A 25,995-nucleotide genomic window follows, 5' to 3' on the forward strand; every position below is an offset into this window, starting at 1 on the left:
CGCTTCACGGGCCGACCCCGATGGTGTAGCGCGGATACAACCCTGGACCGGATCCGGTCCTGCACGCGTGAAAACCGTATCAGATCCATGCCGAGCCGCATCGACGCCACCTTCGCCCGCGCCCGCGCGGAGAACCGGGCCGTCCTCGTCACCTACGTGATGGCGGGCGATCCCGACCCGGAGACCTCCCTGGAGGTGCTGAAGGCGCTGCCCGGCGCCGGCGCCGACATCCTGGAATTCGGCCTGCCCTTCACCGACCCGATGGCGGACGGCCCGGCGATCCAGGCCGCGGGCCTGCGCGCCCTCAAGGCCGGCCAGGGCGTGGCCGGCACCCTCGACCTCGTGCGCCGCTTCCGCGCCGGGAACGACGGCACGCCGATCGTGCTGATGGGCTATTTCAATCCGATCCACACCTACGGGGTCGAGCGCTTCCTCGACGACGCGGTCGCGGCCGGGGTCGACGGGCTGATCGTGGTCGACCTGCCGCCGGAGGAGGATACCGAGCTGTGCCTGCCGGCTTTGGCCAAGGGGCTGGCCTTCATCCGGCTCGCGACGCCGACCACCGACGAGCAGCGGCTCCCGGCCGTGCTCGCGAACACCGCGGGTTTCGTCTATTACGTGTCGATCACCGGGATCACCGGCACGGCGACGCCGGATTTCGGCAAGGTGTCGGAGGCGGTCGCCCGCATCCGCCGCCACACCGATCTGCCCGTGGTGGTGGGCTTCGGGGTGAAGACCGGCGCCCATGCCACGGCGATCGCCAAGGGCGCCGACGGCGTCGTGGTCGGCTCGGCCCTGGTGGACACCCTGGTCCGTTCTCTGGATTCCGAGGGCCGGCCCCAGGCCGGCACGGTCCCGGCCGTGGCGGAGCTGGTGCGCGAACTCGCCGCCGGCGTCCGCGCGGGCGGCGTGGACCGGGCGGCCTGAACCGTGGATCGGCGGCCGCCCTGGCGGCGGGCAGGACGGCACCTGATATCAGCGTGAGCTCGAAGCGAACGGACGCGAGTCGATGGTCGAACCGATGAACTGGATCTCGGAGGTGGTGCGCCCCCGGATCAAGACCCTGTTCAAGCGCGAGACGCCGGAGAACCTCTGGGTCAAGTGCCCGGACACCGGCCAGATGGTGTTCCACAAGGAGGTGGAGGCCAATCACTGGGTGATCCCCGGCTCCGAGCATCACCTGAAGATGAGCGCCGCCGCGCGGCTCAAGATGATGTTCGACGAGGGCACCTGGATCGACGTGGCGCTCCCCGAGGTCGCCGTCGATCCGCTGAAGTTCCGCGACGAGAAGCGCTACGTCGACCGCCTCAAGGAGGCCCGCGCCAAGACCGGCCTGCAGGATGCGTTCAAGATCGGCTTCGGCCGGGTCGGCGGCCTGCCGATGACGCTCGCGGCGCAGGAATTCGGCTTCATGGCCGGCTCGCTGGGCATGGCCGCCGGCGAGGCCTTCGTGCGCGGCGCCGAAACGGCGCTTGAGAAGCGCACCCCCTACGTGCTGTTCTCGGCCTCCGGCGGCGCGCGCATGCAGGAGGGCATCCTGTCCCTGATGCAGATGCCCCGGACCACCGTGGCCGTGCGCCGGCTCAACGCCGCGCGCCTGCCCTATATCGTGGTGCTGACCAACCCGACCACCGGCGGCGTCACCGCCTCCTACGCCATGCTCGGCGACGTGCACCTGGCCGAGCCCGGCGCGTTGATCTGCTTCGCCGGGCCCCGGGTGATCGAGCAGACCATCCGGGAGAAGCTGCCGGACGGCTTCCAGAGAGCTGAATACTTGCGCGAGCACGGCATGGTCGACCAGGTCGTCCACCGGCACGCTTTGAAGGAGACGATCGCCCGGATCTGCGGCCTCCTGACCAACGCCGCCACGGCCGAGGCGCCGGGTCCCGCCCAGGCCGCGGCCTAGCCCGCCGCCATGGCCTCCTCCGACGCCCTCATGGCGCGATTCCTCGCGCTCCATCCGCGCACCATCGACCTGTCGCTGGGCCGGATCGAGCGGTTGCTGTCCCGGCTGAATCACCCCGAGCGGCGCCTGCCGCCGGTGATCCACGTGGCTGGAACCAACGGCAAGGGATCGACCATCGCGTTCATGCGGGCGATCCTCGAGGCCGGGAGCCTGGCCGCCCATGTCTATACCTCGCCCCATCTCGTCCGGTTCCACGAGCGGATCCGGCTTGGTGGAATTGGGGGCGGCCAGTTCGTGGACGAGGACCGGCTGGCCGACGCCTTCGCGCGCTGCGAGGCCGCCAATGCCGGCGAGCCGATCACCATGTTCGAGATCACCACGGCGGCGGCCCTGCTGCTGTTCTCGGAGAGCCGGGCGGACGTGCTGCTGCTCGAGGTCGGGCTCGGCGGCCGGCTCGACGCCACCAACGTCATCGCCCAGCCGGCCTGCTCGGTCGTGACGCCGATCGGGCGCGACCATGCCGAGTATCTCGGGGATACGGTCGAATCGGTCGCCGTCGAGAAGGCCGGGATCTTCAAGCGCGGTTGCCCGGCGGTGATCGCCGCGCAGGATTACGCCGAGGCCGACGCCGTCTTGTGCCGCCACGCCGAAGCCGTGGGCGCGACCCCGATCCTGATCGGCAACCAGGATTTCTCCGCGCACGAGGAGCGCGGCCGCATGGTCTACCAGGACGAGACCGACCTGTTCGACCTGCCCCGGCCGCGCCTCGCCGGGCGCCACCAATTGGTCAACGCCGCCACCGCGATCACGGCTTTGCGGGCGGCAGGCTTCGGCGATATCGGCAATGCCGCCCTGGAGCGCGGCCTCACCGAGGTCGATTGGCCCGGCCGGCTCCAGCGGCTCGGCCGCGGGCGGCTTGCCGCGCAGCTCGATCCCGGCGCCGAGCTGTGGCTCGACGGCGGCCACAACATCGACGGTGGCCGGATCCTCGCCGCCGCCATGGCCGATCTCGGCGAGCGCAGCGACGTGCCGCTGGTGCTGATCGTCGGGCTGCTGAGCACGAAGGACGCCGACGGCTTCCTGCGCAACTTCGTCGGCCTGGCCCGGGCGCTGATCGCGGTCCCGATCACGACCTCGATGGCGGCACGGCCGGCCGAGGAGGTGGCGCGGATCGGTGAAGGCGTCGGCTTGTCGACCCGAACGGCGCCGAGCGTCGAGGCTGCGCTGGAGCAGGTGAAGGACATCGCCTTCGAGCAGCCCCCGCGGATCCTGATCTGCGGCTCGCTCTACTTGGCCGGGCTGGTGCTGGCTGCCAACGACACACCGCCCGTCTAACCCGCACCTTACCTTTGTCTTTGGCGTTAGCTTTTTTCTTTCGTTTGGTTAGCGCCTCGATAATCGCCGTTGATTCGCCGCATTCGAGGGAGCGAATTGTCTCTAGCGGCCACGCTTTCCCTCCGCTGTGGCAGCGAAGCTACATCCCCGGAAGGCCCGATCGCCTAACTTCGGCAGCGATCGGGCTTGTGCTGGGGATCACAGTAATGAAGACGCTTCTCACCTCTCTCGCGGCATTCACGGCGCTCACCGCCGCCGCCACCGCTGCCGACCTGCCGCGCCGCGCTGCGCCGCCGCCGGTGTTCACCCCCGTTCCGGTGTTCACCTGGACCGGCTTCTACTTCGGTATCAACGCCGGCTACGCCTTCGACGCCAGCGACACCGACAGCAACCGCGGCTTCGTCCAGACCGCCGGCAGCCCGGCCGTTCTCGGCGCCGGTGGCCTCGTGCCCTACCGCGCCCTGGCGCCGCTCGGCTCGTCGCTGATCTACAACCGCAACAGCCGCGAAGGCTTCTCCGGCGGTGGTCAGATCGGCTACAACTACCAGTTCACCCCGGGCTCGGGCGTCGTGATCGGCTTCGAGGCCGACGCGCAGTACCTCGATTTCGGTGGCCGTCCGCGCTACGCCACGAACGCCGCCGCGATCAACCCGGGCTTCATCCCGGTCAACGGCACCCTGAACACGCTGGACTTCTTCGGCACCGTGCGCGGCCGTCTCGGCTACGCCTTTGACAAGACCCTCGTGTACGCCACCGGCGGTTTCGCTTACGCCACCGGCGACCAGGGCACCCAGGGCGTCGCCTTCCAGAACTTCGCTGGCCGTCGCGACGACTTCAAGACCGGCTACACCGTCGGCGGCGGCGCCGAGTTCGCGCTCCCCACCGACTCGTTCCTGAACTTCTTCCGCTCGTCGGCCGTGACGTTCAAGGTCGAAGGTCTGTACGTGAGCCTGGACCGCAACCGCACCGGCCTGCCGCTGGTCGGCGCTGCCCTCAACACCGGCGCCGTCCTGCCGGTCTACGCCGTCACCGGCAACACCAGCCGCAACACGAACGACTTCGCCGTCGTCCGCGCCGGCCTGAACTACAAGTTCGGCTCGTACTAAGACCGAACGATCGGCCCCGGGCATTGCGCCCGGGGCCACAGGGATTGGGTCCCGAAACCGAGAAAGCCCGGCCTTGCGGCCGGGCTTTCTTTTTGCGTCGCGTCGAAGGCGTCAGACGCTTACGCGACCTGCGCGCCGATCCAGCGGGAGAGATCGCCCTTGGGGGCAGCGCCGACCTTCTGATCGACCCGCTCGCCGTTCTTGAACAGCAGCAGCGTCGGAATCGAGCGGATGCCGTACTGGGCGGCGATCTGCGGGTTCTCGTCGACGTTGACCTTGGCGATCTTCACCTTGCCCTGGAGATCGGTGGCGATCTCCTCGAGCGCCGGGCCGATCTGGCGGCAAGGGCCGCACCATTCCGCCCAGAAATCGACTACGACGGGCTCGGCGGACTTGAGAACGTCCTGCTCGAAGCTCGCGTCGGTTACTTTCACCGTCGCCATAACGTCACCTTTCGGAACTGGCCACCAATCGGGCGGCCTCGGACGGGCAGGGGCCCGCGCGGTTCGACCAGAATTGGCGACGGGCCGGCGCCCGGTCAAGAAGGCCGCACGCCCATGCATGGGGGCGGCTCGAAGGGCGCATCGCAATGTGCGCTGGCGCATGCGGGGCGGGGAAGGCCGTGGGAGAAGCCCCCTCCAACGGAGGAAGCCGCGTTGCGGCTTCTATCCGCGACAGCCACGCCCCACCGTCCTAGCGAGCGCAGCGAAGCAACCCAGGGACACGCCAGCTTTCGAGATCGCGCGCCACACCGGGTTGCTTCGCTGCGCTCGCAAGGACGGCGTGGGGCGGGCGCCTCTCAGCCCTCGATTCCCGCCTGGCCCAAAGCCGCCCGGATGTCGACGCTGCTCAGGGTCCGGATCACCGGGCCGGAGGTCCAGATCAGCATCGGCCGAATCGTCCGGTCCGGATAGATCTGGCCCAGAAGCTCGGCATAGAGCGCGATCTGACCGGCTTCGGCGGGGGGCAGGGGCTCGTCCTCGGCCGGGGGGCGTCCGGTCTTGAAGTCGGCGATCCGGATCGTGTCGGCGGCCACGGCGAGGCGGTCGACGCGGCCCTGAACCACCCGCTCGCTGCCGCCGGCCCGGACGCGACCCGACAGGTTCACCTCGGCCTTTGCGTCAAGGGCGAAGAGCGGCGCCAGCTCCGGATCGTCGATGAGGCGCAGCACCGAGCGGACGATGCCGTAAGTCGCCGGGCGGGGCAGGCCGGGGGCGCGGGCCCGCACGAAGGCGAGGCCGGCCGCCTCCCGGCGTTCGGGCTCGATTCGGGGCAGGTGCTGCAACAGGGAATGGATCAGGATGCCCCGGCGGCGCGCCTGGGCATCCGCCAGGCGGGGCGGCGGCACCCGCGAGCCGTCCGCGGCCTGAAGGGCACCGGACGGGTTGAGGACCGGGATCTCCGGCTCGGCCGGTACCGGGCAGCGCAGCCAGTCGGGCTCCGGCGTGCGGACCTTCGTCGCGGCCGGCGTCTCCGGGGGGCTGAACGTCTCGGCACCGTCCCGCCACAGGGTCGCGGGTCCGTAGGGCAATTCCAGGGCCTGTCCCGCGCCGAGGGTCGCCTCCAGGCCGGCCCGGATCATCCGGCACCACGCGGCTTCGCTTTCGCGTTCGTGGCCACGGAACGGCGCGACGATCAGCCGATCGGCCGCCCGGGTCATGGCCACGTAGAGCAGACGGTTGTGCTCCTGCCGCGCCCGGGCGAGCAGTGCCGCGCGAGCCTCGCCGGTGGCGGCACAATCCTGCGTCTTCCCGCTCGACCAGACCGGCGGCAGCACCGTACCGTTCCCCGCCAGCGGCAGCAGAGGCGGGTCGTTGCGCCCGAGCGGCTCGCAGCCATCCATGACCACCACCACCGGCGCTTCGAGGCCCTTGGCCCCGTGCACGGTCATCACCCGGACCTCGTCGCGGCCCGATTCCATGTCGCGCTTGACCGTGTGACCGGCCTCGGCGCCGACGTAGCGCGCCAGGAAACCACCGAGGGACGGCGCATCCTCCCCGGTCTCGGCCTGGGCGGCGGCGGCCAGGAAGACGTCGATGGCGTCGCCGGCCTCACCACCGAGCCGGGCGACCAGCTTCGCCCGCCCGCCCTGCGGCCCGAGGAGCCGCGCATAGAAGCCGAACGGGCCGTGGAGCCCGGCCAGGGCGATCCAGGCCTCGAGCGCCGCCAGCCCACGGATCGCCGCGGCATCGCCGGCCTCGGCGTGGCGGTGCAGGGCATCCTCCAGGGTCTCCGACAGGTCGCGGCGCGCGGCGAGCCGGATCAGATCCTCGTCGGTGAGCCCGACCAGAGGCGTCTTGAGCGCGGTGGCCAATGTCAGGTCGTCGGCCGGCAGCAGCCCGGCCCGCCCGGCGGCGACGAGATCGGCCACCGCGATATGGGCGGAGACCTCCAGCCGATCCTGGCCGGCGACCGGGACGCCGAGACCCTTCAGGGCACGGATCACCTCCTCGAAGGCCGGCCCGCGCTTGCGCACCAGGATCAGCACGTCGCCGGGACGCCAGATCCGGCCGGTGGCATCGCCGTGGTTCGTCCAGGTCCGTACCGCCTGCGCCACCCGGCGGGCGGTGACGATCGCCGGGGCGCTGGTCTCGGGGGCGTCCACCGGCGCCGTCCAGGCATCGGGCTCCGGCGCCGGCTCCGGCTCGACGATCGGCCACAGCTCTACCGCTCCGGGGGCGCCGGGCCTGGCGCTGGCATGGACGGTCCGGCGGGCGGTGTCCTCGAAGGCCAGACCCTCGTTATGCGCGTCGAGGGCGAACACCGCGTCGACCGCCTGGAGGACCAGGTTGGTGGAGCGGAACGACAGGGTCAGCGGCACATCCTCGAAGGTGAGGCCGGCTGCGCGCGATTCCTGAATCCAGGCCGCGCGGGTGAGCGCGAATTCCCGCGGCTCCGCGCCCTGGAACCCGTAGATCGACTGCTTCGGGTCGCCCACCGCGAAGCGGGTCCGGGTCCCGGCCCGGGCCCCCTCGCCGGCGGCGAATTCCTGGGTGATCGCCCGCAGGATCTCCCATTGTTCCGGGTTGGTATCCTGCGCCTCGTCGACCAGCACATGGTCGATGCCGCGGTCGAGCTTGTACAGGACCCAGCCGGCCCCGACCCGGGCCAGCAGGTCGAGCGCCTTGTGGATCAGGTCGTCGAAATCCAGCGCCCCGAGCCGCGCCTTCTGCGCCTCGACCCGGCGGTGGATCTCGGCGGCGAGCTGGAACAGCGCCTGCGTCCGGGCATGGGCCCGCGCCGCGCGCAACCGGTCGAACAAGGGCTCCAGCCGGTCGCGCTCGGCGCTCAGCCTGTCCTTGACGGCCACAGGGACGCTCTTGGTGCCGAGGCTGCTGTCGGCCTTGGGCTCGTCCTTCTGGGTGAAGAACACCCCACGGTAGAGGTCGAGCGCCTCGGACCGGTCCGGCAGATCCTCCGATCGCGCCCGCTCGGCCTCGGCCGCCGCCAGCGCCTCGGCGAGCTTCTCGTCATTGGCCTTGCCGGTGCGCAACGCGCCGATCAGATCGGCCCGATCCTCGGGGCGGCAGCCCGGGGCGGCGGCGGGGATCGCGGCCTCGATCGCCTCCGCAGTCTCTTCGGCGGCAAGCCCCAAGGCGCCGTGCAAGTCTTCGAAGGACCGGTCCAATCGGGCCCGGTCGCCGATCAGACTCCGCGCGCGCATTGCGGAGCGGATCGCCGCCCGCAGGGTGTCGCCCGTCGCCTCCGGGGTGACCCGGGCCAAAGCGGCGCTGAGCGGCGTGTCGCCGTTCGACACCGCATCGGCCAAAACATTGGCCATCTCGATGTCGAAGATCTCCCGGGCCTTCGTCTCGTCCAGCACCACGAAACGCGCCGGCACGTTCGCCTCGAACGGGAACATGTGCAGGAGCCGTTCGCACAGGGCGTGCAGGGTCTCGATCTTCAGGCCCCCCGGCGTCTCCACCGCCCGGGCGAACAGCCGCCGCGCCATGCGCAGACGCTCCGCATCGGCCCGCTCGCCGGTGAGTTCGGTCAGTTCCGCCCCGAGCGCGGTATCGTCCAGGGTCACCCACCGGCCGAGCAGCCGGAACACCCGGATCGCCATGTTGGCGGCCGCCGCCTTGGTGAAGGTCAGGCACAGGATCCGGCCAGGCGGCGCCCCGTCGAGGAGCAGCCGCACCACCCGGTCGGTGAGCACCTTCGTCTTGCCGGCCCCGGCATTGGCCGAAACCCAGGCCGAGGCCCGCGGATCGGCCGCCCGGCGCTGGTTGGCCTGGGTCAGGTCGTCGACGACGAACGGTCGGGTGGCGTGAGTTCTAGAGGCTGGCGCGCTGCTCAACGGTCTCGTCCGGCTCGGCTGCGGCATCTCTCTACAACAGAAACGCCCCTGCGGGCCGAGCAAGGCGTCACACCGGGCGTTGCGGGATTGCCCCTGGCGCGGCCGCGCCGCATGGATGCAGGCATCCTCCTCGTGACACCGAAAACGCCCGTGACCCAGCCGACATCCGAGCCGGCGCGCCCGCCGATCCGCTTCCGCGGCCGCTCCTTCATGGCCACCGTCCTGGCCCCCGTGCCACCGGTGGCCGAGTGGTTCGGGGACTTGGATGCCCTGAACCGGCGCGCGCCCAACTTCTTCGCCGGCCGGCCGGTGATCCTCGACCTCGCCGGGCTGAAGCTCACCCGGGAGGATCTCGACGGTCTGCTCGCGGAGCTCGCCGCCCGGAGGATCGCGATCCTGGGCATCGAGGGCGCGCCGCCGTCGATCCACACCGCCGATCTGCCGCCGGCCCTGTCGGGCGGCCGCCCGGTGGGAGATATCGCGCCCCCGGACGCAGATGCGCTGCCCGAGCCGGCGCCCAAAGAGAGCGCCGTGCGCTCGCTGATTCTCGACGCGCCGGTGCGCTCGGGCCAGACCGTGCTGCATCTCGAGGGCGACGTGACCGTGCTGGGCGCCGTGGCCTCAGGCGCCGAGGTGATCGCCGGCGGCTCGATCCACGTCTACGGCGCCCTGCGCGGCCGGGCGGTGGCGGGTGCTGCCGGCAATCCGGGCGCGCGGATCTGGTGCCGCCGCTTCGAGCCGGAACTGGTAGCGATCGACGGCCTCTACCGCGCCGCCGACGACCTGGACCCGGCCTTCCGGGGTCAGGCCGTGGAGGTGCGGCTTGTGGAGGATGCGATCAAGCTGGGTCTGTTCGAGCGGGGGTGAGTGAACGGCCACATCGCTCTCGTGACGATCGACGTCTAAATCGCCGCTGCCCGTTGACTGGACCAACAATCCAAAACGCAAATCTTCGAAGGATTTGTTGTTTCATCGCGGACGGCGGCGCGCGTCACCGATTTCGGGATCCTGACTCCCCAAAGCGGACCCGGACAGGCGTGTCTGCTTTTTGAAAAGATTTATATCGATCAGCTACTTGGTGCGGATTTTTCCTGAGGCGGCGCGTGATCGGCTGCTATCGGCCGACAGGCACTTCGCACATGTGGGAGCAACCACGGGGCTGTGTCCTCGTGGACCTAAGGCTCCACCGATACCAGGATCCCGGCAGAATTTGCCGACCGGATCCAAAACTTAACTCTTCGGTAACCATGCCAGCCGTCAATGGTCCGGTAAGGACTCTTAACGGGCCGACATGAGCGAAACCCTCCCCGAGCCGATCGACGACCCGGAGACCGCCCCAGCGGCGGCTCCTGCGCCCCGGCCGCTCAGCCTTCGCGGGCGGGCGTTCAAGGGCCTGGCCCTCACCCCCGAGCCGCCGCTTCCGGAGTGGCTCGCGGGCCTCGACGCAGCGCTCAAGCGCTCGCCGACCCTGCTGAAAGGCCGGGCCGTGATCCTGGACTGCGCCCAGCTCAAGCCCGAGCCGGACGCGCTCGACATGTTAATGGCCGAGCTCAAGGCCCGCGGCATCGCGGTTCTGGGGATCGAAGGGATCGACGCCATTGCGTCCGGATTGCCGCCGCTGCTGGTGCAGGGGCGTCCGTCGGACACGGTCGAGATCCCGGCCGCCCCCGCCGAGCCGGAGCCGCAGGTCGTCACCTCAATCACCGTCGAGGGCTCGGTCCGCTCCGGACAGAGCGTGATCAACCCCACCGGCGACGTCACCGTGATGGGCTCCGTCTCCTCGGGGGCCGAGATCCTCGCGGGCGGCTCGATCCACGTCTACGGCGCCCTGCGGGGCCGCGCGATCGCCGGTGCGGCGCGCAACCCGCGGGCCCGAATCTACTGCCGCAAATTCGAGCCCGAGTTGCTGGGGATCGACCGCCTCGTGCGGACGGCGGAGGACATGGGCACGGCCCTGCGCGGCAAGGCCGCTCAGGTCTGGCTCGATGGCGGCAACATCCGAATGGCAAGCTTAGACTAACGCAAGCTTAGAAATCAGGGAGATCGACGCGTGGCAAAGGTTCTCGTCGTCACATCGGGCAAGGGCGGCGTCGGCAAGACGACGACGACCGCGGCCCTCGGAGCGGCCCTGGCACAGGGCGGGCAGAGCGTGTGCGTCGTCGATTTCGACGTCGGCCTGCGCAACCTCGACCTGGTCATGGGTGCCGAGCGCCGGGTGGTCTACGACCTCATCAACGTGGTCAACGGCGATGCCAAGCTGCCGCAGGCGCTGATCAAGGACAAGCGCCTCGACACCCTGCACCTCCTGCCGGCCTCGCAGACCCGCGACAAGGATGCGCTCACCGATGTCGGCGTCGCCCGAGTGATGGAAGAACTGCGCGAGCGGTTCGACTGGGTGGTGTGTGACTCGCCGGCCGGTATCGAACGCGGCGCCCAGCTCGCCATGCACCACGCCGACGTGGCTGTGGTCGTGACGAACCCCGAGGTCTCCTCGGTGCGCGACTCCGACCGGATCATCGGGCTGCTCGATTCCAAGACCGCCAAGGCGGAGAAGGGCGAGGAGATGGAGAAGCACCTGATCCTCACCCGCTACGACCCAATGCGGGCCGATCGCGGCGACATGCTCAAGACCGAAGACGTGCTCGACATCCTGTCGATCCCGCTGCTGGCGATCATCCCCGAAAGCCAGGAGGTGCTGCGCGCCTCGAACCTCGGCTGCCCGGTCACCCTCAACAATCCGCTCTGCGCCCCGGCGCGGGCCTACGCCGATGCGGCACGCCGGCTGAAGGGCGAGAACGTGCCGATGAGCATGCCGACCGAGCGCAAGTCCTTCCTCGACAAGCTGTTCATGCGGAGGGCGGCATGAGCATCCTGGGTATCTTCCAGAAGCGCAATTCCGGTGCGGTCGCGCGCGACCGCCACCACTTGATCCTCGCCCACGAGCGTGCCGAGTCGGGACGTCCCGACTTGGTGATGCAGCTCCGCGACGAGATCCTGGCGGTGATCGCCAATCATGTGTCGGTGGAAGCCGACAAGGTTAAGGTCACTCTGGAGCGGGGTGAGGGCGTCTCGACCCTGGGGCTCGACATCGAGCTTCCGCTCGGTGTCTCGGGCAAGCTCGATGCGAAGCTGGCTGCCAAGCTCGCCGAAGTCGCTGCGAACAGGGGTGGGCAGAAATCGGCGGCCTCCAAGAAGGCCGCTTGAGCCGGGCCGGGATCGTCACCGCCGGCACGAACCTGCGCGAGCCGCGCCCGCTGAGCCGGGCGCGGCTTTGCTTTTTAGGGACATGACCGACAACACGCGGCGCTTTCGTATCCGGGTGAGGAACGCGATCAGACGCCGGCCGAATGCCGCGGGATCAGCCGAAACTTGGCGAAACGCTGCGGCTGGGTGGTGACCACCGCGTGCGGCAGGATCGGCTCCCGGTCCTCAAGGACCAGTCGGAACCGCGCAAGCAGTCGCGCCAGCGACAGCACCGTCTCGATCAGCGCAAATTGCGCTCCGATGCACACCCGCGGGCCTGCCCCGAAGGGTAGGTAGGAGAAGCGGGCTGGCGGCTTGGCACCGGGCAAAAAGCGACCCGGGTCGAAGGCCTCCGGATCGGCCCAAAGCTTGCGGTGCCGGTGGAGCACCCAAGGGCTTACCATCACGACGTCGCCCCTCTTGACCGGATGGCCCGCGATGGTGTCGGCGCCGAGCGCCCGGCGGACGATGACGAAGGCCGCCGGGTAGAGGCGCAAGGTCTCGTCCACCGTCGCGCGGATCAACGGCAGCCGTCCGTCGCTCTGGCAACCGGTCGGATTGGTGAGGTCGGCGGCTTGAGCTTCGGCCGCCAGACGCTCCTGCAACTCGGGGGCGAGCGCCAGCATGTAGGCAGCCCAGAACAGCGTGCCGGCTGTGGTCTCGTGGCCGGCCAGGATCATAGTCGCGACCTGGTCGCGTAGCTCTTCGGCGCTGAAGGGGGCGCCGGTATCCGGATTGCGGGCCGTGGCGAGCAGGTCGAGCAGGTCGCCGGAATGGCCGGGTTCCCGGGTCGCCGCCTGGCGCGCTGCGATGATTCGGTCGAGGAACGGAATCCAGCGGCGCCGGAACCGCGCACGGGACCAGTCGAGCGGGACCGGCCAGCCCGGCGGCATCACGATGTCGAGGAGGTGCGGCCGGCCGATCTTGACGCTGTATGCGGCGATCAGTTCGCGGAGCTCTAGACCGTACCGGTCCATGCCGACCGAGAACATGCTGCGCCCGGCAATCTCCAGCGCAAGCCGGTGGAAGGCCGTGAACAGGTCGATTGGGCCCTCGGATGCCTCGGCGACGATCCGCTCGATCCCGTCATCCACCGCAGCGGCGATGTGGGGGACGAGCCCGTCGATCGCTCTTGGCGTGAAGGCCGGTGCCAGGGTCCGGCGCTGGTGCCGCCAGGCCGAACCCTCGCTGATCAGGAGGCCGTCGCCCAAGATCGGACGCAGGATCCGCACCGTGCCGGTGGTGCGGGCGTAATTGGCTTGGTTGTCCACCAGGAAATGGCGGATCGCCTCAGGGTCGTTCAGGACGTAGCTCGACCGGCCGAGCAGGCCGCGGCGCGTGATCGCTTCCTCAAAGGCGCTCCGGGGGAAACCGGCCAGCCCGTTGTCGCGGATCGAGCGCAGATAGGCCGAAAGCGGCAGCTCATGCTCCGCCGGAGCCGGGTGCGGTGGCACCAGGCGCGGCAGGTCGGCGAGGCTCGGATTTGTCCGACCCGAAATCGCGATCGCGTCCGTCGATACAGGCATGTGAGCCATCCTGTGCCGGAGACCGGCGACACTGTAAACTGCGGAGCGATCCCGGTCGTGTCTCGCGACATGGGGCTTCCTGGATCACTCGGCAGCGTTGCGCAGGCGCGCCTCGGTGGGGCGAAGCGGCAATCGCTGAGGGAAGCGGGCAGCGTCGCCCTCACTGGATACGCTCGCCACAAGGCTGCTGCGAGGCAGCACTGCTCCCGTCACGTCGAGCAGCGTCTCTACGCCCCGCTCCAGCTGCTCGCTCACCCGGTCCACCACCAGGATCTCCGGGTCGCGCAGCAGCGCCCGGCCCAGGCCGATCCGGACGCGCACGCGATCGGTGAGAAGCTGACCGCGATTGCCGACCTCTTTCTCCAGGCCGCGTCTCTGGATCTGGCGTTCCAACTCGAATTGGCGAAACACCGCGCGAGCCTCGCGCTGGATGATTTGCTCGCCATGCATCCGTGCCGTGTCGATACGGCCGAACAGCAGGTTGTCGAGGACGGTGCTGCGCGGATTGATCCGGTTGGGGTCGTACGATTCGATATCGCAACCGTCATGGCCGTGCATGAACGCCTGCACCACGCCGCGCGCCCCGACGATGCGGAGCTTGAGCGGCTGGTCAAGCAGGCCGAAGCGCATCCGCGGTTCGACATAGGCCAGGGCGAGCGCCAGGAACGCCACGCTGTCCGTCTCGTCCAAGCGGCCTTCCTCGGGCAGCCGGGCGAGCCGGCGCAGATATTCGGGTAGGGCGTCCGGGGTGATCAGTGAGAAGCGCCGGAACAGCGGATGGCCGGGCGGCACGTCGGCGAAGATGTCCTTGAGGTTCTGGGCGATCGCCACGCCCATGCGGTCGAGATCGTCAAGCAGCTTGGCCCGCTCCAGCGCCTCCCGGAACAGCCTCACGCCAGCGAGCCGCCTCGGATCCATCAGGGTCGGGTCGCGGGGCACTCCGAACATCAAGTTCTCCGCCACCGTGGCCTGCGCGTTGTAGCTGCCCCGGGAGAACGGGATCACCAGGTCGGCCAGCCCGCTCCGGGCGAAATGCGTGCGCAGATGTTCCCGGGCGGCGATCATGCGCTGACCCGCCGGCGTATCGTGGACCACGGTGCTGAGGGCGCCGAGACCGAAGCGATACAGGTCGTCGCCGAGATCGAGGCGGAAGAGCAGGTCGAGCAGGCGTTCGTCGAGGTCCCGGGCGTCGCGGACGCCGAACCGGGCGTAGTCGATCCACGGGTCGTCGATGCTGTCGGCGGGGTTGCCGGTCTTCACCGCTTCGTTGATCCGCGACTTGCTCAGGTCGAGGCTCTTCGTGCGCAGGGGTTTGATTCGTAGCCCGTAGAGCAGGTTGTCGCGCACCGTTCCGGGGAACAGGACCGGGTCGAGATCCGCGAAGGCGATGCGGCGGCTGCGGGCTGCCCGCGGCAGAGTCGACAGGTCATGGTCGCCGATCCGGATCGATCCGCTGGTCGGAACCCGAAGGCCGGCCAGGGTTCGAGCGAATTCCTGAGCGATCGGTCCGGGCGGGACCAGGGCGAACTGCCCCGGCAGCGCGGCCTGGATATCGCCGATCTCGATCGGCAGGCCGCCCTGCGGGTCGCGCAGCGCCAGGGCTTCGACGCGCAGCGGGCTGCCGAGCTTCGGCGGCGCTACCTGTTTCTCATGTTCCGCGGGCTGGAGGCGCTGCGGCCCGAAATGGGCTGCCACGGTCTCGTACTTCACCTCGACGTCGAGGCGCTGCTGATCCCAGTCGATCAGCTCCTTGAGCGGTGGCGGCAGGTCCCGATACGCGGCAAGAACCGCCACCAGCTGGCCGATATCGAGTTCGCCCTTGAGGGCGAACATGCCGCCGATGGCATAGAACAGGAATGGCGTGATCTGCGCGAGCAGGTTGTTGAGATACTTGACCGCGAATTTCCGCCGATAGATGCGCAGGCGCAGATCGTAGAGGCTGTAGAGCCGGCCGCCGATCTCGGCCCGCTCCCAGCGGCCAGTATCGTTCAGCGTCACCGCCGGCAGGCCGTCGAGGACCTCGGCGATCCGGCCGGCGAGGTTCCGCGAGGCGATCTGACGCTGGCGGCTGAGCAGGATGATCTGGCGGCGCAGCCGCGGGATCACGGTCATCTGCACCGCCACCATTCCGCCGGCCGCGAGGCCGAGCCACACGTTCTGCATCATGATGAAGGCCAGGGCGGTGGCCGCCTGGGTGCCGAGGAAGACCGGCACAACGATCGCGTCGCCAATGAACGAGCCGATGGGCTCGACCTCGTCGCGGATGATCGTCGCGGTCTCGGAGGACTTCACCTCGCGCTGCGCCTCCGGGGTAAAGCGCAGCATCAGCGAGAATAGCTGGAAACGCAGCCGGCGCAGCATCCGTTCGCCGAGGATGCCCTTCTGCAGATTGATGTAGAACTTGAAGGCGCCGTTGATCAGAACGAGCGCGAGGAACAGCGTCGAAAGCCCGAGCAACAGCTCGAACCGATCGAACTGAAACCCTTCGAACAGTCGTGTCGTGCCGCCGCCCAGCAGCTCCGGCCATTGGATGGTCATGTCGAGGAAGGGCACGGTGGCCTCGCCATGGGCGAAAGCCTTGCCGGTTATGGCGTCGTTGACGATGCGTTTGGGCAGATCCAGCGACGCGAAGTAGAACGGCAGCGAGGCTAGGACCACGGCGCAGATCTTGAGCTGCTCGGCCTTGGAGTAGCGCCAGATGTAGGGAAAGAGCCGCGGCTCAAGCTCGCGCATCGGGAACGTCCGGCAAAGGTCTCTCCTGGCGAAAACGAGGCCGGCTCGGTGTGTGCCCACGCACAGATCTGAGCGAAAACGTCATCGAACGATGCAGTTCCATTGCGTAAGCTTGGCGGCACCTGACGCGGTCCTGGCAGTCCCGTTGACGCGACCGTGCGATCCCGGGGCTCAACGGTCGTGTCATCGTGCCGTCATATAGGGCATGCCGGGCGTACGGCGGCACTATCCGATCACGGAATGCGGCGTTGCGCAGTTCACCATCGGGGCGTGGTTTGGCGGTTCAGAAGGAGCGGGTCAGGCCGCCATCGACGCGCAAGTTCTGACCGGTCATGTAGGCCGCGCCGTCCGAAGCGAGGAACGCGACTATGTCGGCGATCTCTTCGGCGCGGCCGTAGCGCCCCATCGGGACGCTCTGTCGGCGTTCCTCCGTGCCGGGCAAGCTGTCGATCGAGCCCAGCAGCACGTTGTTCATGCGGACATTGTCGGCGGCGCAAGGGCCGGCGAACAGCTTCGTGTAGGCCGCGAGCCCGGCCCGGAACACCGCCGAGGTCGGGACCATCGGGCTCGGCTCGAAGGCCCAGGCGGTGGAGATGTTGAAGATTGCACCGGCACGCTGCGCCTGCATGACCGGCGTCACCAGACGCACCGATCGCACGACGTTCATGAGATAGGTGTCCAGGACCGCGTGCCGTTGCGCGTCCGTGATGTCGAGTAACGGTCCCCGGGGGCCATGCCCGGCGCTGTTGACCAGAACGTCGACCCGGCCCCAGCGGGCCATCGCTCCGTCGACCAGACGCCGCAGGTCTTCCGTGGACCGGTTCGAACTGGTCGTGCCGAACCAGCCCGGTTCCTGACCGAGTGCCTCTCCTTGCCGGACGACGACAGGATTCCGATCGCGAACCCGTCCGCCGCCCGCTTCCGGGCGGCCGCGGCGTCCATGCCGCTGTCCCCCGCCGTCACGAGGGCGACTTTGTCGCTCATCGCCAACCGCTCCGCTTTTCCGGCTGTCTCACCGCCCAACAGCAGGCGGAGGGGCGGCGAATCGCCACCGCCGGCACATCATGATGGTCTACGGCGCGCGAGCGGCGATGAGCAGCAGGCATTCCGGTGGACGCCGCGATCCGAGGCGGCACGGCAGAGCGGATTACCGTCGCTCGAAGCCCGGAATTTGCTGGCACCACGTGTAGTTTAGCGGGGTATGCGCCGCGCAACGGTACACCGGCATGCGTGCGACGGCCTTGCGGGCGGACGCGCGGGCTTATATTGCGACGCAACCACCACGACTCCGTACCTCACCCGGCGCGGACGGCCGCGCCGCGCGGCCGCCAGGGAGCCGGCACAACCCGTTTCGGGCCGCCATGAATCTGCGCAACATCGCCATCATTGCCCACGTCGACCACGGCAAGACGACGCTCGTCGACAAGCTGCTGGCCCAGTCCGGCACCTTCCGCGAGAATCAGCGGGTCGAGGAGCGGGCGATGGACTCCAACGACCTGGAGAAGGAGCGTGGCATCACGATCCTGGCCAAGGCGACCTCGGTCGTTTGGGAGGACACCCGCGTCAACATCGTCGACACCCCCGGCCACGCCGATTTCGGCGGTGAGGTCGAGCGCATCCTGTCGATGGTCGACGGCGTGATCGTGCTGGTGGATGCCGCCGAGGGGCCGATGCCCCAAACCAAGTTCGTGGTCGGCAAGGCTCTGAAGATCGGCCTGAGGCCGATCGTAGCGATCAACAAGGTCGATCGCCCGGATGCGCGCATCAACGAGGTCGTGAACGAGGTGTTCGACCTGTTCGCGGCGCTCGACGCCACCGACGAGCAGCTCGACTTTCCGATCCTCTACGGCTCCGGCCGGAACGGCTGGATGGCCGATAGCCCCGAGGCCGACCCGTCGGTGGGTCTGAAGCCGCTGTTCGAGCTCGTGCTGAAGCACGTGCCGCCGGCCAAGGTCGAAGAGGGTCCGTTCCGGATGCTCGGCACGCTGCTCGAGGCCAACCCGTTCCTGGGCCGGATCATCACCGGGCGCATCGCGTCGGGCACCGTGAAGCCGAACCAGCAGATCAAGGTGCTGTCGCGGGACGGCAAGGTGGTCGAGACCGGCCGCGTCTCGAAGATCCTCGCCTTCCGGGGCCTCGAGCGCGCCCCGATCGATATCGGCGAGGCGGGCGACATCGTCTCCATCGCCGGCCTGATCAAGGGCACCGTGGCCGACACGTTCTGCGACCCGCAGGTGGACACCCCGATCCAGGCCCAGCCGATCGATCCGCCGACCGTGACCATGTCGTTCATCGTCAACGACTCGCCGCTCGCCGGCACCGAGGGCGACAAGGTCACCAGCCGGATGATCCGCGACCGCCTGTTCAAGGAGGGCGAGGGCAACGTCACGCTCAAGATCGAGGAAGCCGCCGACAAGGATTCGTTCTACGTCTCCGGTCGCGGTGAATTGCAGCTCGCCATCCTGATCGAGACCATGCGCCGCGAGGGCTTCGAGATCGCGGTTTCCCGTCCGCGGGTCGTCTACGAGAAGGACGAGAACGGCGAGCTTCTCGAGCCGATCGAAGAGGTTGTGATCGACGTCGACGAGGAGCATTCGGGCGTCGTCGTCCAGAAGATGTCAGAGCGCAAAGCCGAGATGCTGGAGATGCGGCCTTCGGGCGGCGATCGCCTGCGCCTCGTGTTCCACGCCCCCACCCGTGGCCTGATCGGCTACCAGGGCGAGCTGCTCACCGACACCCGCGGCACCGCGATCATGAACCGCCTGTTCAAGGCCTACGAGCCGTTCAAGGGCGAGATCGCCGGCCGCCGCAACGGCGTGCTGATCTCCAACGACAAGGGTGAGGCCGTGGCCTACGCCATGTGGAACCTCGAAGACCGCGGCCCGATGATGATCGAGCCCGGCTGGAAGGTCTATCAAGGCATGATCATCGGCGAGCACAACCGCGAGAACGATCTCGAGGTGAATGTCCTCAAAGGTAAGAAACTTACAAACATCCGCACCACCTCGAAGGACGAAGCCGTGCGGCTGACGCCTCCGATCCGGATGACTCTGGAGCGCTCGCTCGCCTGGATCCAGGACGACGAACTGGTCGAGGTCACGCCGAAGTCGATTCGGCTCCGCAAGACCGTCCTCGATCCCAACGACCGCAAGCGCGTCGAGCGTTCGTCGAAGGACACCGCCGCCTGAGATGAATACCGGGCAACCGGGCGCTCAGGCCCGGTTGCCGTCGAGGACGTCATTCTGATCCTCGGTTGACCCGTTAGGCCCTCGCACCAAGCCCCTTGGCTTCGTGGCGAGGCTCAACCGGGCTGCATGAAAACCCGTGATTCAGATGCCTGTCGCCTTGAACGCCAACCGGCCGGCTCGCTCGGCTGCATCTCCCTACGTCGTGGGCCAGGACGGCGAGGGCCATTGGGTCGCCTTCGAGACCGGCGGCAGGGCAGGGGGGATATTTCGCACGCGCCGGGATGCGATCCGCTACGCTTGCGTCGAGACCGGCTGCCGACCGGACGAGGTCGCACTGGCTGTCGAGCCGATCCGCTTCCGATTGTCCTGATCCGATTGCGCCGGGCGGTTGTAACCCCGGACTGACCTTGGAGCGTGTGCCCCAAGGTCAGAGGCCCATGAGACAGAGCCCTCAGCTTCCGCCGGGATCGGTCTCGTCATTCTGGGTCTTGTCGCCTTGCGGACCCATGCCGGGCTTGCCGTCGGTCTTCTCGTTCGGGTCCATCACCGCATCAGGCGCGACGTTGGCCGGCTTCTCGGGTTTCGGCTCTTCACGCTCGCTCACGTCTTGTCCTCCCGCTCGACCCGATAGTGTCCGTCGGCGACTTTCTGGTCGGCGGACGGGCCGCGCGATGCCTTCTGGTCCGAATGGCCGCCCGATGAGCCGCCGACCGCGGGCGGGGAGCGTCCGGCCTCACCGGATTGGCCCCAGCCCTCCTTGGACTCGGTCTTGGCCGCCTCGCCTGAACCCATATCGGTGATCGCCGCCTGCTCGGGGGTCTGGTGACCGCCACCCGCCGGGTGCTCGCCCTTGGAGCCGACCGTATCGTCGGGCTTGCGGGTGACAGTTCCGGAATCGCTGGTGAGCCTACCCATCAACGCTTCCCATCATCCTGACCCACCGCCGCGGTGGCGCGGTCGATCGCTTCGCCCATGCTTGAGCCCTTATCCGGAGTCTTGCCAAACTCGCCCTGAAGCTTCTTCAGGTTCTCGGGCGGGGTCTCAGCCTCGGTGGCGTCGGTGGCGTCCGAGCCCGGAGTACCGGAGGCGATCCGCGCTGCCTGGGCGTCGCCCGCCGGATCCCGCTTCAGGTCGGCCTGCGTGTTGGCCGCAACGCCAACATCGAGCGGCGAATCCTGGCCGAGATCCTGGCCATTCCGGTCGGCATTGGCATTGAAGTCCTTCAATGACGGCCGTGTTGTCTGCTCTGCCATGGCTCCTGCCTCTCCTACGTCGCGCTGTGGCGAGACAACGGGGGCGGGAGACCAGGGTTGCGTGGCAGCCGGTGATCACCCTCGCGCCGGCTCGTTCGTGCGGGATGATGTAGACGGCGTCAGGGGCCAACGATCCGAGGTGCGAGACGCTGCACCAGGGCCCGCACCGACTCCTCGGCGTGCCAGCGGCTGTCAGCCTTGGCCTGGATCGTGAGCAGGTCACCGTCGCGCAGGATCACCGCCGTCGATCCCGCACCATTCCCGAATGCATAGACCGTGAGCCACCCGATCGCCGGGCTCACGGGGAGAGTCGAAAGGCGGCAATCGGGGTTCTGCTTGATGCAGAGTGACTCGAGCTTCGCGAAGGTTGTCTCCCCGGATCGCACACGCTTCTCGGTCCCATCGGTCAGGCGTCCGAGCCGGATATCCACCACCGGCGAACCTGTGCAGGAGGCGCAGGTCATCGTGAGGTTCAATGGGGTCGCCTGTATCGAGGCTTTCGTATCGATCGCGATCCGGGCCTGATCCACTACGCTCGTGAGGTCGTGGCTCGCGAAGCCCAGCACTTGGGCCTGCGCAGCCAGCGTGAGGAAGAAGCCGAGGAGAACGAGAAGCCAGCGCATGCGGAAATGTCCGTCCAATCCCGGATCGTCGGCGGGACGACGACCCAGGAAGCAGATGACCGATGCGCGAAATTTTTCCAAGTCTTGCGTCCAGCCGCGCCGTTACGCGGAACACAGATCAAGGTTGATGCTGAAGGATGCTAGCTATAAAAGCCGAAAATTCGTTGCTTTTAAAGCAAATGACGCCATGAGCCGATCTAGATATCTAAGGCGACAATTATAAAATATCTCTAATTGGTCAGTATTTATATTGGACGAATACGATACGACCTCGAAGCGACAGCAGGATCGTACTGCTGTCGCTTCGTCACCGAAGCCGCGCCGGCTTCAAGAATACCGGCGCGATTCGAGCGGGCGGCAACGGTGAAAGAGGCGGCGCCGCCGCGATCGATCGATGCTAGCCGATTCCGTCGAACAGGGCCGACGAGATGTAGCGCTCGGCGAACGAACAGGCGATCGTCACGATCCGCTTGCCCTGGAATTCCGGCCGCTTGGCCAGTTCCAGCGCCGCCGCGACATTGCCGCCCGTCGAGATGCCGCCCGGGATGCCTTCCAGGCGGGCCAGAGCCCGAGCGGTCTCGAAGGCGGTGTCGTTGGAGACCTTCAGCACGCCGTCCAGGATGTCCGTGTGTAGATTCCCGGGGATGAAGCCCGCGCCGATGCCCTGGATCTTGTGCGGGCCAGGCTGGCCACCGGAGATCACCGGAGAATCCACCGGCTCGACCGCGAAGACCTTGAGGTTCGGAAGACGCGGCTTCAGCACCTCACCGACGCCGGTCACCGTGCCGCCGGTGCCGACGCCGGCCACGAAGGCATCGAGCTGGCCGCCGGTGTCGCTCCAGATTTCTTCCGCGGTGGTCTTGCGGTGAATCTCGGGATTGGCCGGGTTCGAGAATTGCTGCGGCATCACCGAGCCCGGGATCTCCTTCAGGAGTTCCTCGGCCTTGGCGATGGCGCCCTTCATGCCCTGCGCGCCGGGGGTGAGCGCCAGCTCGGCGCCCAGGAAGGCCAGCATCTTGCGGCGTTCCAGGGACATCGTCTCGGGCATCACCAGGATCAACCGGTAGCCGCGCGCCGCGGCCACGAAGGCCAGCGCGATGCCGGTGTTGCCGGAGGTCGGCTCGACCAACGTGCCGCCGGGCTGAAGCTTGCCCGCAGCCTCGAGGGCGTCGATCATGTTGACGCCGATGCGGTCCTTCACGCTGGCGATCGGGTTGAAGAACTCAAGCTTCAGCAGGATCTCGGCATCGACGCCGTGCTCCTTGGGCAGGCGATTGAGGCGCACCAGCGGGGTGTTGCCGATGGTCTCGGTGATCGAGCCGTAGACACGGCCGTGGCCGACCTTCGCCGGCGCGTTGAGGGAATCGGCCATCGCGGAACTCCTGCAGATCTCGGGTCGGACAGATGTCGGATCCGGACGGTCGAGGCCAAGGGGAAGCCTTGGCCGGCCGGCGGACGAGAGGCTGCGATATCGCGTCGCCGAAGCCCAGGCAATCGGGCTAAGTGTCCTGTACGAAAGTTCTTTTTACACGCCGACGGGAATATTGCCCGATGTGGAATAAGGTGACTGACACGACGCTGTTTTGTGGAATATCGTTCTCGCGCCCGGTGGAGGTGTGTAGCTGGTGCCTGATCACCGACGAGGGCTCTTCGATGAAACGCCGTCCATTCGGTGCCGCCGGTCCGACTCGCCGCGCCGCTTTGCTGGCCGCCCTCAGCCTCGTCTGCGCTCGGTCCGCCCATGCCGCGGGACCGACGCGTATCACCCTCGCCACTGCGACCCCTGGCGGCGGCTTCCCGGCTTTCGGGGATGCCTTCGCGGCGGCGATCCGGGCGGTGGATCCTGATCTCGCCGTCGAGACCCAGGCCAGCGGCGGCTCGGCGGAGAATGTCAGGCTTCTGCGGGCCGGCCGCGTTGATCTCGCACTCGTCCAGGGGGAGTACGCCTACCCGGCCCTGGCCGACGCGGGCGGTCTGACAGTCTTGACGCCGATGTATCCGACGCCCGGCCTGTTCGCCGTCCCCGCGGCAAGCCCGATCCGCACCGTGGAAGACTTGCGCGGGCGGCCGGTGGTGCTGGGAACGCACAATTCCGGCCTTACCCTGATGAGCCGCAGCGCACTCAAAGCCTCGGGGCTCGATCCCGAGCGGGACATCCGCCCGGTCCTGCTCGACAGGGCCGGGGATGGGCCATCCATGGTGCTGGATGGCCGCGCCGATGCGCTCTGGGGCGGCGGCCTTGCCTGGCCGGGCTTCTTCGCGATGGCGCAGGCGCCGGGCGGCGCACGGTTCTTCGGTCCGTCAGAGGCCGGCATCGCGCGGCTCGCGCAGGCGGGAGGCGCCCTTCAGCGCCTGACCGTGCCGCCCGGCAGCTTCCTTGGTCAATCCGCGGAAATCGAGACCGTGGGTTCCTGGAGTCTCGTTCTCGCGCGGCCGGGCTTCGAGTCCGACGTGGCCTATCGGCTCGTCCGCGCCCTGGCTCGGGCCGACATGGCTATGCGCCATCCGCAGGGTGCCGATAGCCGGCCTGAGAACCTTTCGGGACTCGTTCCGGCGACGCAGATCAATCCCGGTACGCTGCGCTACCTCGGCGAGACCGGTACTCCGGTACGCTGATGCCGAATGCCTAGCGGAACGAGGCGACGCGGCGGTCGCGCTTGCGCTCCGCGGCCGGCTGATAGGCGATCTCGGCATGGTGGGTGCAGTAGGGCAGCCCGGTGATCGAACGGTCACCGCAGAACCGGAATTCTGGCGTGGTCGGATCACCGAGCGGCCAGCGGCACATGGATTCCCGCAGGTCCATGATTGTAACGCGCTGCGAGACCGACAGCGCCACGGGCTCTGAAGCCGCCGGGGCGGGCGTCGGAAAGACGGGCGCGGGGCGATGCGACAGGATCGCTACCGGCTCGGGCGCCTGGGTCTCGACCACCGCGATGGCGGTCTCGATCTCGACGACCTTGGTTGCCTGGGGTGCGACCGGAGCCTCCTCGCCACCCCGGGCGCGACCGCCCAGGCCGAGACGATGCACCTTGCCGATCACCGCATTGCGCGTCACGCCGCCGAGTTGCGCGGCGATCTTGCTTGCGCTCTGCCCGTCTTCCCACAGCCGGCGCAGGAGCGCCACGCGATCATCCGTCCAGCTCAGGCCCGCTTCCATAATCCCCCTCCGCCCCTGCGGCCCGCGCGCTTTACCGGGTGACGGTGCGCGTTCCAGGTCGCTGAAGCCCCTCCCGGCCGTATTGCCGGTGCGGACCGCACCCGTGCGCGTCACCCATGCGCGTTGGATGCCGCACCGCGTGCGACACCCTGTCTCGCCAGGCCACGGCAGGACCCTAGCGCGCCGCTCGCGACGCTTGCAAGGGCGGCTCCCGGACCGTGACCGACCCTGTCCACCGGCAATGGGCGGTTCGCCTGGGAAGGTGGTTACTGACGGCTCCGCGGGCACCGCACATCCTGCCGGCCGTGTCGCCTGCGTCACAGGCCGACGCAATCGCACCGAATGCCCCCCATCGCCGGAACGCGGTCACGGCCAAGCTGCTTTCGTGTGGCAAAAGGGGTGGGCGTTGCTGTTATCCAGGGTGAGGACGATGGGGTACCGTCAGGGGGGGCTGCGCGCGCTGGTCGCGCTGGGGCTGGCCGGTCAGGTTGCGGCCTGTGGCAGCGTCCCGCGCACCGCCTACACCGCCGAGCAGGCGGCCTTCGCCAGCGTGCCCGCGATGCCCGGGGCGCGGGTCTACGCCGACGCGTCGGTCGACACGATCGCGGAACTCGCCGGCAATCCGCAGCGCCGCTCGGCCGGCTTCAACTATCTGGCTTTGTCGGGCGGTGGCGGCGATGGCGCCTACGGGGCCGGCGTGCTGAATGGCTGGACGGCGTCCGGCACCCGCCCGGAATTCACCCTCGTCTCGGGCGTGTCGACCGGCGCACTGATCGCGCCCTTCGCCTTCCTGGGCCCGGCCTACGATCCGTACCTCACCGAGTTCTACACCAGCGGCGTCGCCGGCGAGCTGGTCAACTCGCCCAATATCGCCAACGTCCTGTTCGGCTCCGGCCTGTTCGGGGACGGGCGCCTGCGCAACCTGATCGGCCGCTACGTCACCCCGGAACTGCTTACCGCCATCGCGGAGGAGCACGCCAAGGGCCGTCGCCTCATGGTGGTGACGACCAACCTCGATTCGCAGCGCGCCGTGATCTGGAACATGGGCGTCATCGCGTCGAGCGGCGCGCCGAACGCCCTCGATCTGTTCCGCGACGTGCTGGCTGCTTCAGCCAGCATTCCGGCGGTGTTCCCCCCGCAGATGATCGACGTGGCGGCCGCCGACACACGCTTCCAGGAGATGCATGTGGACGGCTCGGTGGTCACCCCCGTCTTCACCCTCCCGCAGACGCTGCTGCTGCGCGACGGAAAGATCCGCACGGGCGGCAAGGCCAACATCTACGTGGTGATCAACGGCCGGCTGGAACCGGATTTCGAGGTGACGAAGGACAATACCCTGTCGATCGTCGAGCGCTCGTTCACGACCGCAAGCCGCGCCCGCTCGCGCGCAACGCTGTCGGCCACCTACGCGCTCGCGCGCTCGAACGGGATGGGCTTCAACCTGACCTATATCGATGAGAACGGCCCGAAGGCCTCCGCCTCCAAGGGCTTCGATACGGGGTATATGCGGGCCCTTTACCAGGAAGGTCTGGAAAAGGGGCGAACGGGCACCTTCTGGCAGCACACTGTGCCGGCATCGCCGACGCTCAAGCAGACGGCGAACGCCGTCGCGAATTGAAGGCGTC

General features: G+C 68.4%; 22 protein-coding genes and 1 pseudogene. 12 read left to right on the forward strand and 11 right to left on the reverse strand.

Annotation, left to right across the window (positions count from 1 at the left end):
• Positions 1 to 87: 87 nt before the first annotated feature.
• From trpA to AO398_RS13330, 4 genes are all read left to right on the forward strand, one after another.
• Positions 88 to 927, forward strand: coding sequence for a tryptophan synthase subunit alpha (gene trpA / locus AO398_RS13315; RefSeq protein ID WP_058192595.1), 840 nt, complete (start codon positions 88 to 90; stop codon positions 925 to 927).
• 82 nt (positions 928 to 1,009) lie between these two features.
• Positions 1,010 to 1,906 (forward strand): acetyl-CoA carboxylase, carboxyltransferase subunit beta, encoded by an 897-nt coding sequence (gene accD, locus AO398_RS13320; protein ID WP_058192596.1) that lies wholly within the window; start codon positions 1,010 to 1,012, stop codon positions 1,904 to 1,906.
• A 9-nt stretch (positions 1,907 to 1,915) separates the two neighbouring features.
• Positions 1,916 to 3,241 carry a folylpolyglutamate synthase/dihydrofolate synthase family protein gene (locus AO398_RS13325; protein ID WP_058192597.1) on the forward strand — a complete coding sequence of 442 codons (1,326 nt, stop codon included), beginning with the start codon at positions 1,916 to 1,918 and terminating at the stop codon, positions 3,239 to 3,241.
• A gap of 206 nt (positions 3,242 to 3,447) precedes the next feature.
• Positions 3,448 to 4,347 (forward strand): porin family protein, encoded by a 900-nt coding sequence (locus tag AO398_RS13330; RefSeq protein WP_058192598.1) that lies wholly within the window; start codon positions 3,448 to 3,450, stop codon positions 4,345 to 4,347.
• A 119-nt stretch (positions 4,348 to 4,466) separates the two neighbouring features.
• On the opposite strand, the gene trxA is transcribed toward AO398_RS13330, so the two are convergent.
• Both trxA and addA read right to left on the reverse strand, forming a co-directional pair.
• A complete protein-coding gene (gene trxA, locus AO398_RS13335) occupies positions 4,467 to 4,790 on the reverse strand; it encodes a thioredoxin (RefSeq protein WP_007561219.1) in 324 nt (107 codons plus the stop codon).
• A gap of 356 nt (positions 4,791 to 5,146) precedes the next feature.
• The gene (addA, locus tag AO398_RS13340; RefSeq protein ID WP_058192599.1) at positions 5,147 to 8,647 is read right to left on the reverse strand and encodes a double-strand break repair helicase AddA; all 3,501 of its coding nucleotides are present in this window, start codon (positions 8,645 to 8,647) and stop codon (positions 5,147 to 5,149) included.
• 111 nt (positions 8,648 to 8,758) lie between these two features.
• Between addA and minC (AO398_RS13345) the strand changes: the two genes are divergently transcribed.
• From minC (AO398_RS13345) to minE, 4 genes are all read left to right on the forward strand, one after another.
• Positions 8,759 to 9,514, forward strand: a complete 756-nt coding sequence (gene minC, locus AO398_RS13345) for a septum site-determining protein MinC (protein WP_082643269.1) — start codon at positions 8,759 to 8,761, stop codon at positions 9,512 to 9,514.
• Between the two features lie 424 nt (positions 9,515 to 9,938).
• Positions 9,939 to 10,667 carry a septum site-determining protein MinC gene (gene minC, locus AO398_RS13350; protein WP_058192601.1) on the forward strand — a complete coding sequence of 243 codons (729 nt, stop codon included), beginning with the start codon at positions 9,939 to 9,941 and terminating at the stop codon, positions 10,665 to 10,667.
• 30 nt (positions 10,668 to 10,697) lie between these two features.
• Positions 10,698 to 11,513: a septum site-determining protein MinD gene (gene minD / locus AO398_RS13355; RefSeq protein ID WP_058192603.1), complete on the forward strand. Its 816-nt coding sequence runs from the start codon at positions 10,698 to 10,700 to the stop codon at positions 11,511 to 11,513.
• Entirely contained in the window at positions 11,510 to 11,851 is a 342-nt protein-coding gene (minE, locus tag AO398_RS13360) for a cell division topological specificity factor MinE (RefSeq protein ID WP_058192605.1), read from the forward strand. The genes minD and minE overlap by 4 nt, the downstream gene beginning before the upstream one ends.
• A 128-nt stretch (positions 11,852 to 11,979) precedes the next feature.
• Here minE and AO398_RS13365 read toward each other — a convergent pair whose 3' ends face one another.
• The 3 genes and pseudogenes from AO398_RS13365 to AO398_RS13375 form a co-directional block, all read right to left on the reverse strand.
• Positions 11,980 to 13,416 (reverse strand): cytochrome P450, encoded by a 1,437-nt coding sequence (locus AO398_RS13365; RefSeq protein ID WP_058192607.1) that lies wholly within the window; start codon positions 13,414 to 13,416, stop codon positions 11,980 to 11,982.
• An 84-nt stretch (positions 13,417 to 13,500) separates the two neighbouring features.
• Positions 13,501 to 16,149 carry an ABC transporter ATP-binding protein gene (locus AO398_RS13370; RefSeq protein ID WP_058192609.1) on the reverse strand — a complete coding sequence of 883 codons (2,649 nt, stop codon included), beginning with the start codon at positions 16,147 to 16,149 and terminating at the stop codon, positions 13,501 to 13,503.
• A gap of 283 nt (positions 16,150 to 16,432) precedes the next feature.
• Positions 16,433 to 17,133 (reverse strand): annotated as a pseudogene (locus AO398_RS13375) (SDR family oxidoreductase).
• Between the two features lie 377 nt (positions 17,134 to 17,510).
• Here AO398_RS13375 and typA point away from each other — a divergent pair.
• Positions 17,511 to 19,337: a translational GTPase TypA gene (gene typA / locus AO398_RS13380; RefSeq protein WP_058192610.1), complete on the forward strand. Its 1,827-nt coding sequence runs from the start codon at positions 17,511 to 17,513 to the stop codon at positions 19,335 to 19,337.
• A 145-nt stretch (positions 19,338 to 19,482) separates the two neighbouring features.
• Complete coding sequence (locus AO398_RS13385) at positions 19,483 to 19,707, forward strand: hypothetical protein (protein ID WP_058192612.1); 225 nt, start codon at positions 19,483 to 19,485, stop codon at positions 19,705 to 19,707.
• Between the two features lie 81 nt (positions 19,708 to 19,788).
• Here the strand turns inward: AO398_RS13385 and AO398_RS29055 are convergent, their stop codons facing one another.
• The 5 genes from AO398_RS29055 to cysK form a co-directional block, all read right to left on the reverse strand.
• Positions 19,789 to 19,941 carry a hypothetical protein gene (locus tag AO398_RS29055; protein ID WP_201025760.1) on the reverse strand — a complete coding sequence of 51 codons (153 nt, stop codon included), beginning with the start codon at positions 19,939 to 19,941 and terminating at the stop codon, positions 19,789 to 19,791.
• The gene (locus tag AO398_RS13390) at positions 19,938 to 20,252 is read right to left on the reverse strand and encodes a hypothetical protein (RefSeq protein WP_058192614.1); all 315 of its coding nucleotides are present in this window, start codon (positions 20,250 to 20,252) and stop codon (positions 19,938 to 19,940) included. Before AO398_RS13390 ends, AO398_RS29055 begins: the two co-directional genes overlap by 4 nt.
• Positions 20,252 to 20,590, reverse strand: coding sequence for a hypothetical protein (locus tag AO398_RS13395; protein WP_058192616.1), 339 nt, complete (start codon positions 20,588 to 20,590; stop codon positions 20,252 to 20,254). Before AO398_RS13395 ends, AO398_RS13390 begins: the two co-directional genes overlap by 1 nt.
• A 119-nt stretch (positions 20,591 to 20,709) precedes the next feature.
• Complete coding sequence (locus AO398_RS13400) at positions 20,710 to 21,213, reverse strand: hypothetical protein (RefSeq protein WP_058192747.1); 504 nt, start codon at positions 21,211 to 21,213, stop codon at positions 20,710 to 20,712.
• A gap of 397 nt (positions 21,214 to 21,610) precedes the next feature.
• A complete protein-coding gene (gene cysK, locus AO398_RS13405) occupies positions 21,611 to 22,585 on the reverse strand; it encodes a cysteine synthase A (RefSeq protein WP_058192618.1) in 975 nt (324 codons plus the stop codon).
• A gap of 281 nt (positions 22,586 to 22,866) precedes the next feature.
• Here cysK and AO398_RS13410 point away from each other — a divergent pair, with 281 nt between their 5' ends.
• Positions 22,867 to 23,829: a TAXI family TRAP transporter solute-binding subunit gene (locus AO398_RS13410; RefSeq protein WP_058192620.1), complete on the forward strand. Its 963-nt coding sequence runs from the start codon at positions 22,867 to 22,869 to the stop codon at positions 23,827 to 23,829.
• 10 nt (positions 23,830 to 23,839) lie between these two features.
• On the opposite strand, the gene AO398_RS13415 is transcribed toward AO398_RS13410, so the two are convergent.
• Positions 23,840 to 24,370, reverse strand: a complete 531-nt coding sequence (locus AO398_RS13415) for a GcrA family cell cycle regulator (RefSeq protein WP_082643270.1) — start codon at positions 24,368 to 24,370, stop codon at positions 23,840 to 23,842.
• Between the two features lie 430 nt (positions 24,371 to 24,800).
• On the opposite strand from AO398_RS13415, the gene AO398_RS13420 reads away from it, so the two are divergent.
• Entirely contained in the window at positions 24,801 to 25,988 is a 1,188-nt protein-coding gene (locus AO398_RS13420) for a patatin-like phospholipase family protein (RefSeq protein ID WP_058192622.1), read from the forward strand.
• Positions 25,989 to 25,995: the final 7 nt, after the last annotated feature.

This window comes from Methylobacterium sp. GXS13 (assembly GCF_001455965.1).
Classification (GTDB): Bacteria; Pseudomonadota; Alphaproteobacteria; order Rhizobiales; family Beijerinckiaceae; genus Methylobacterium.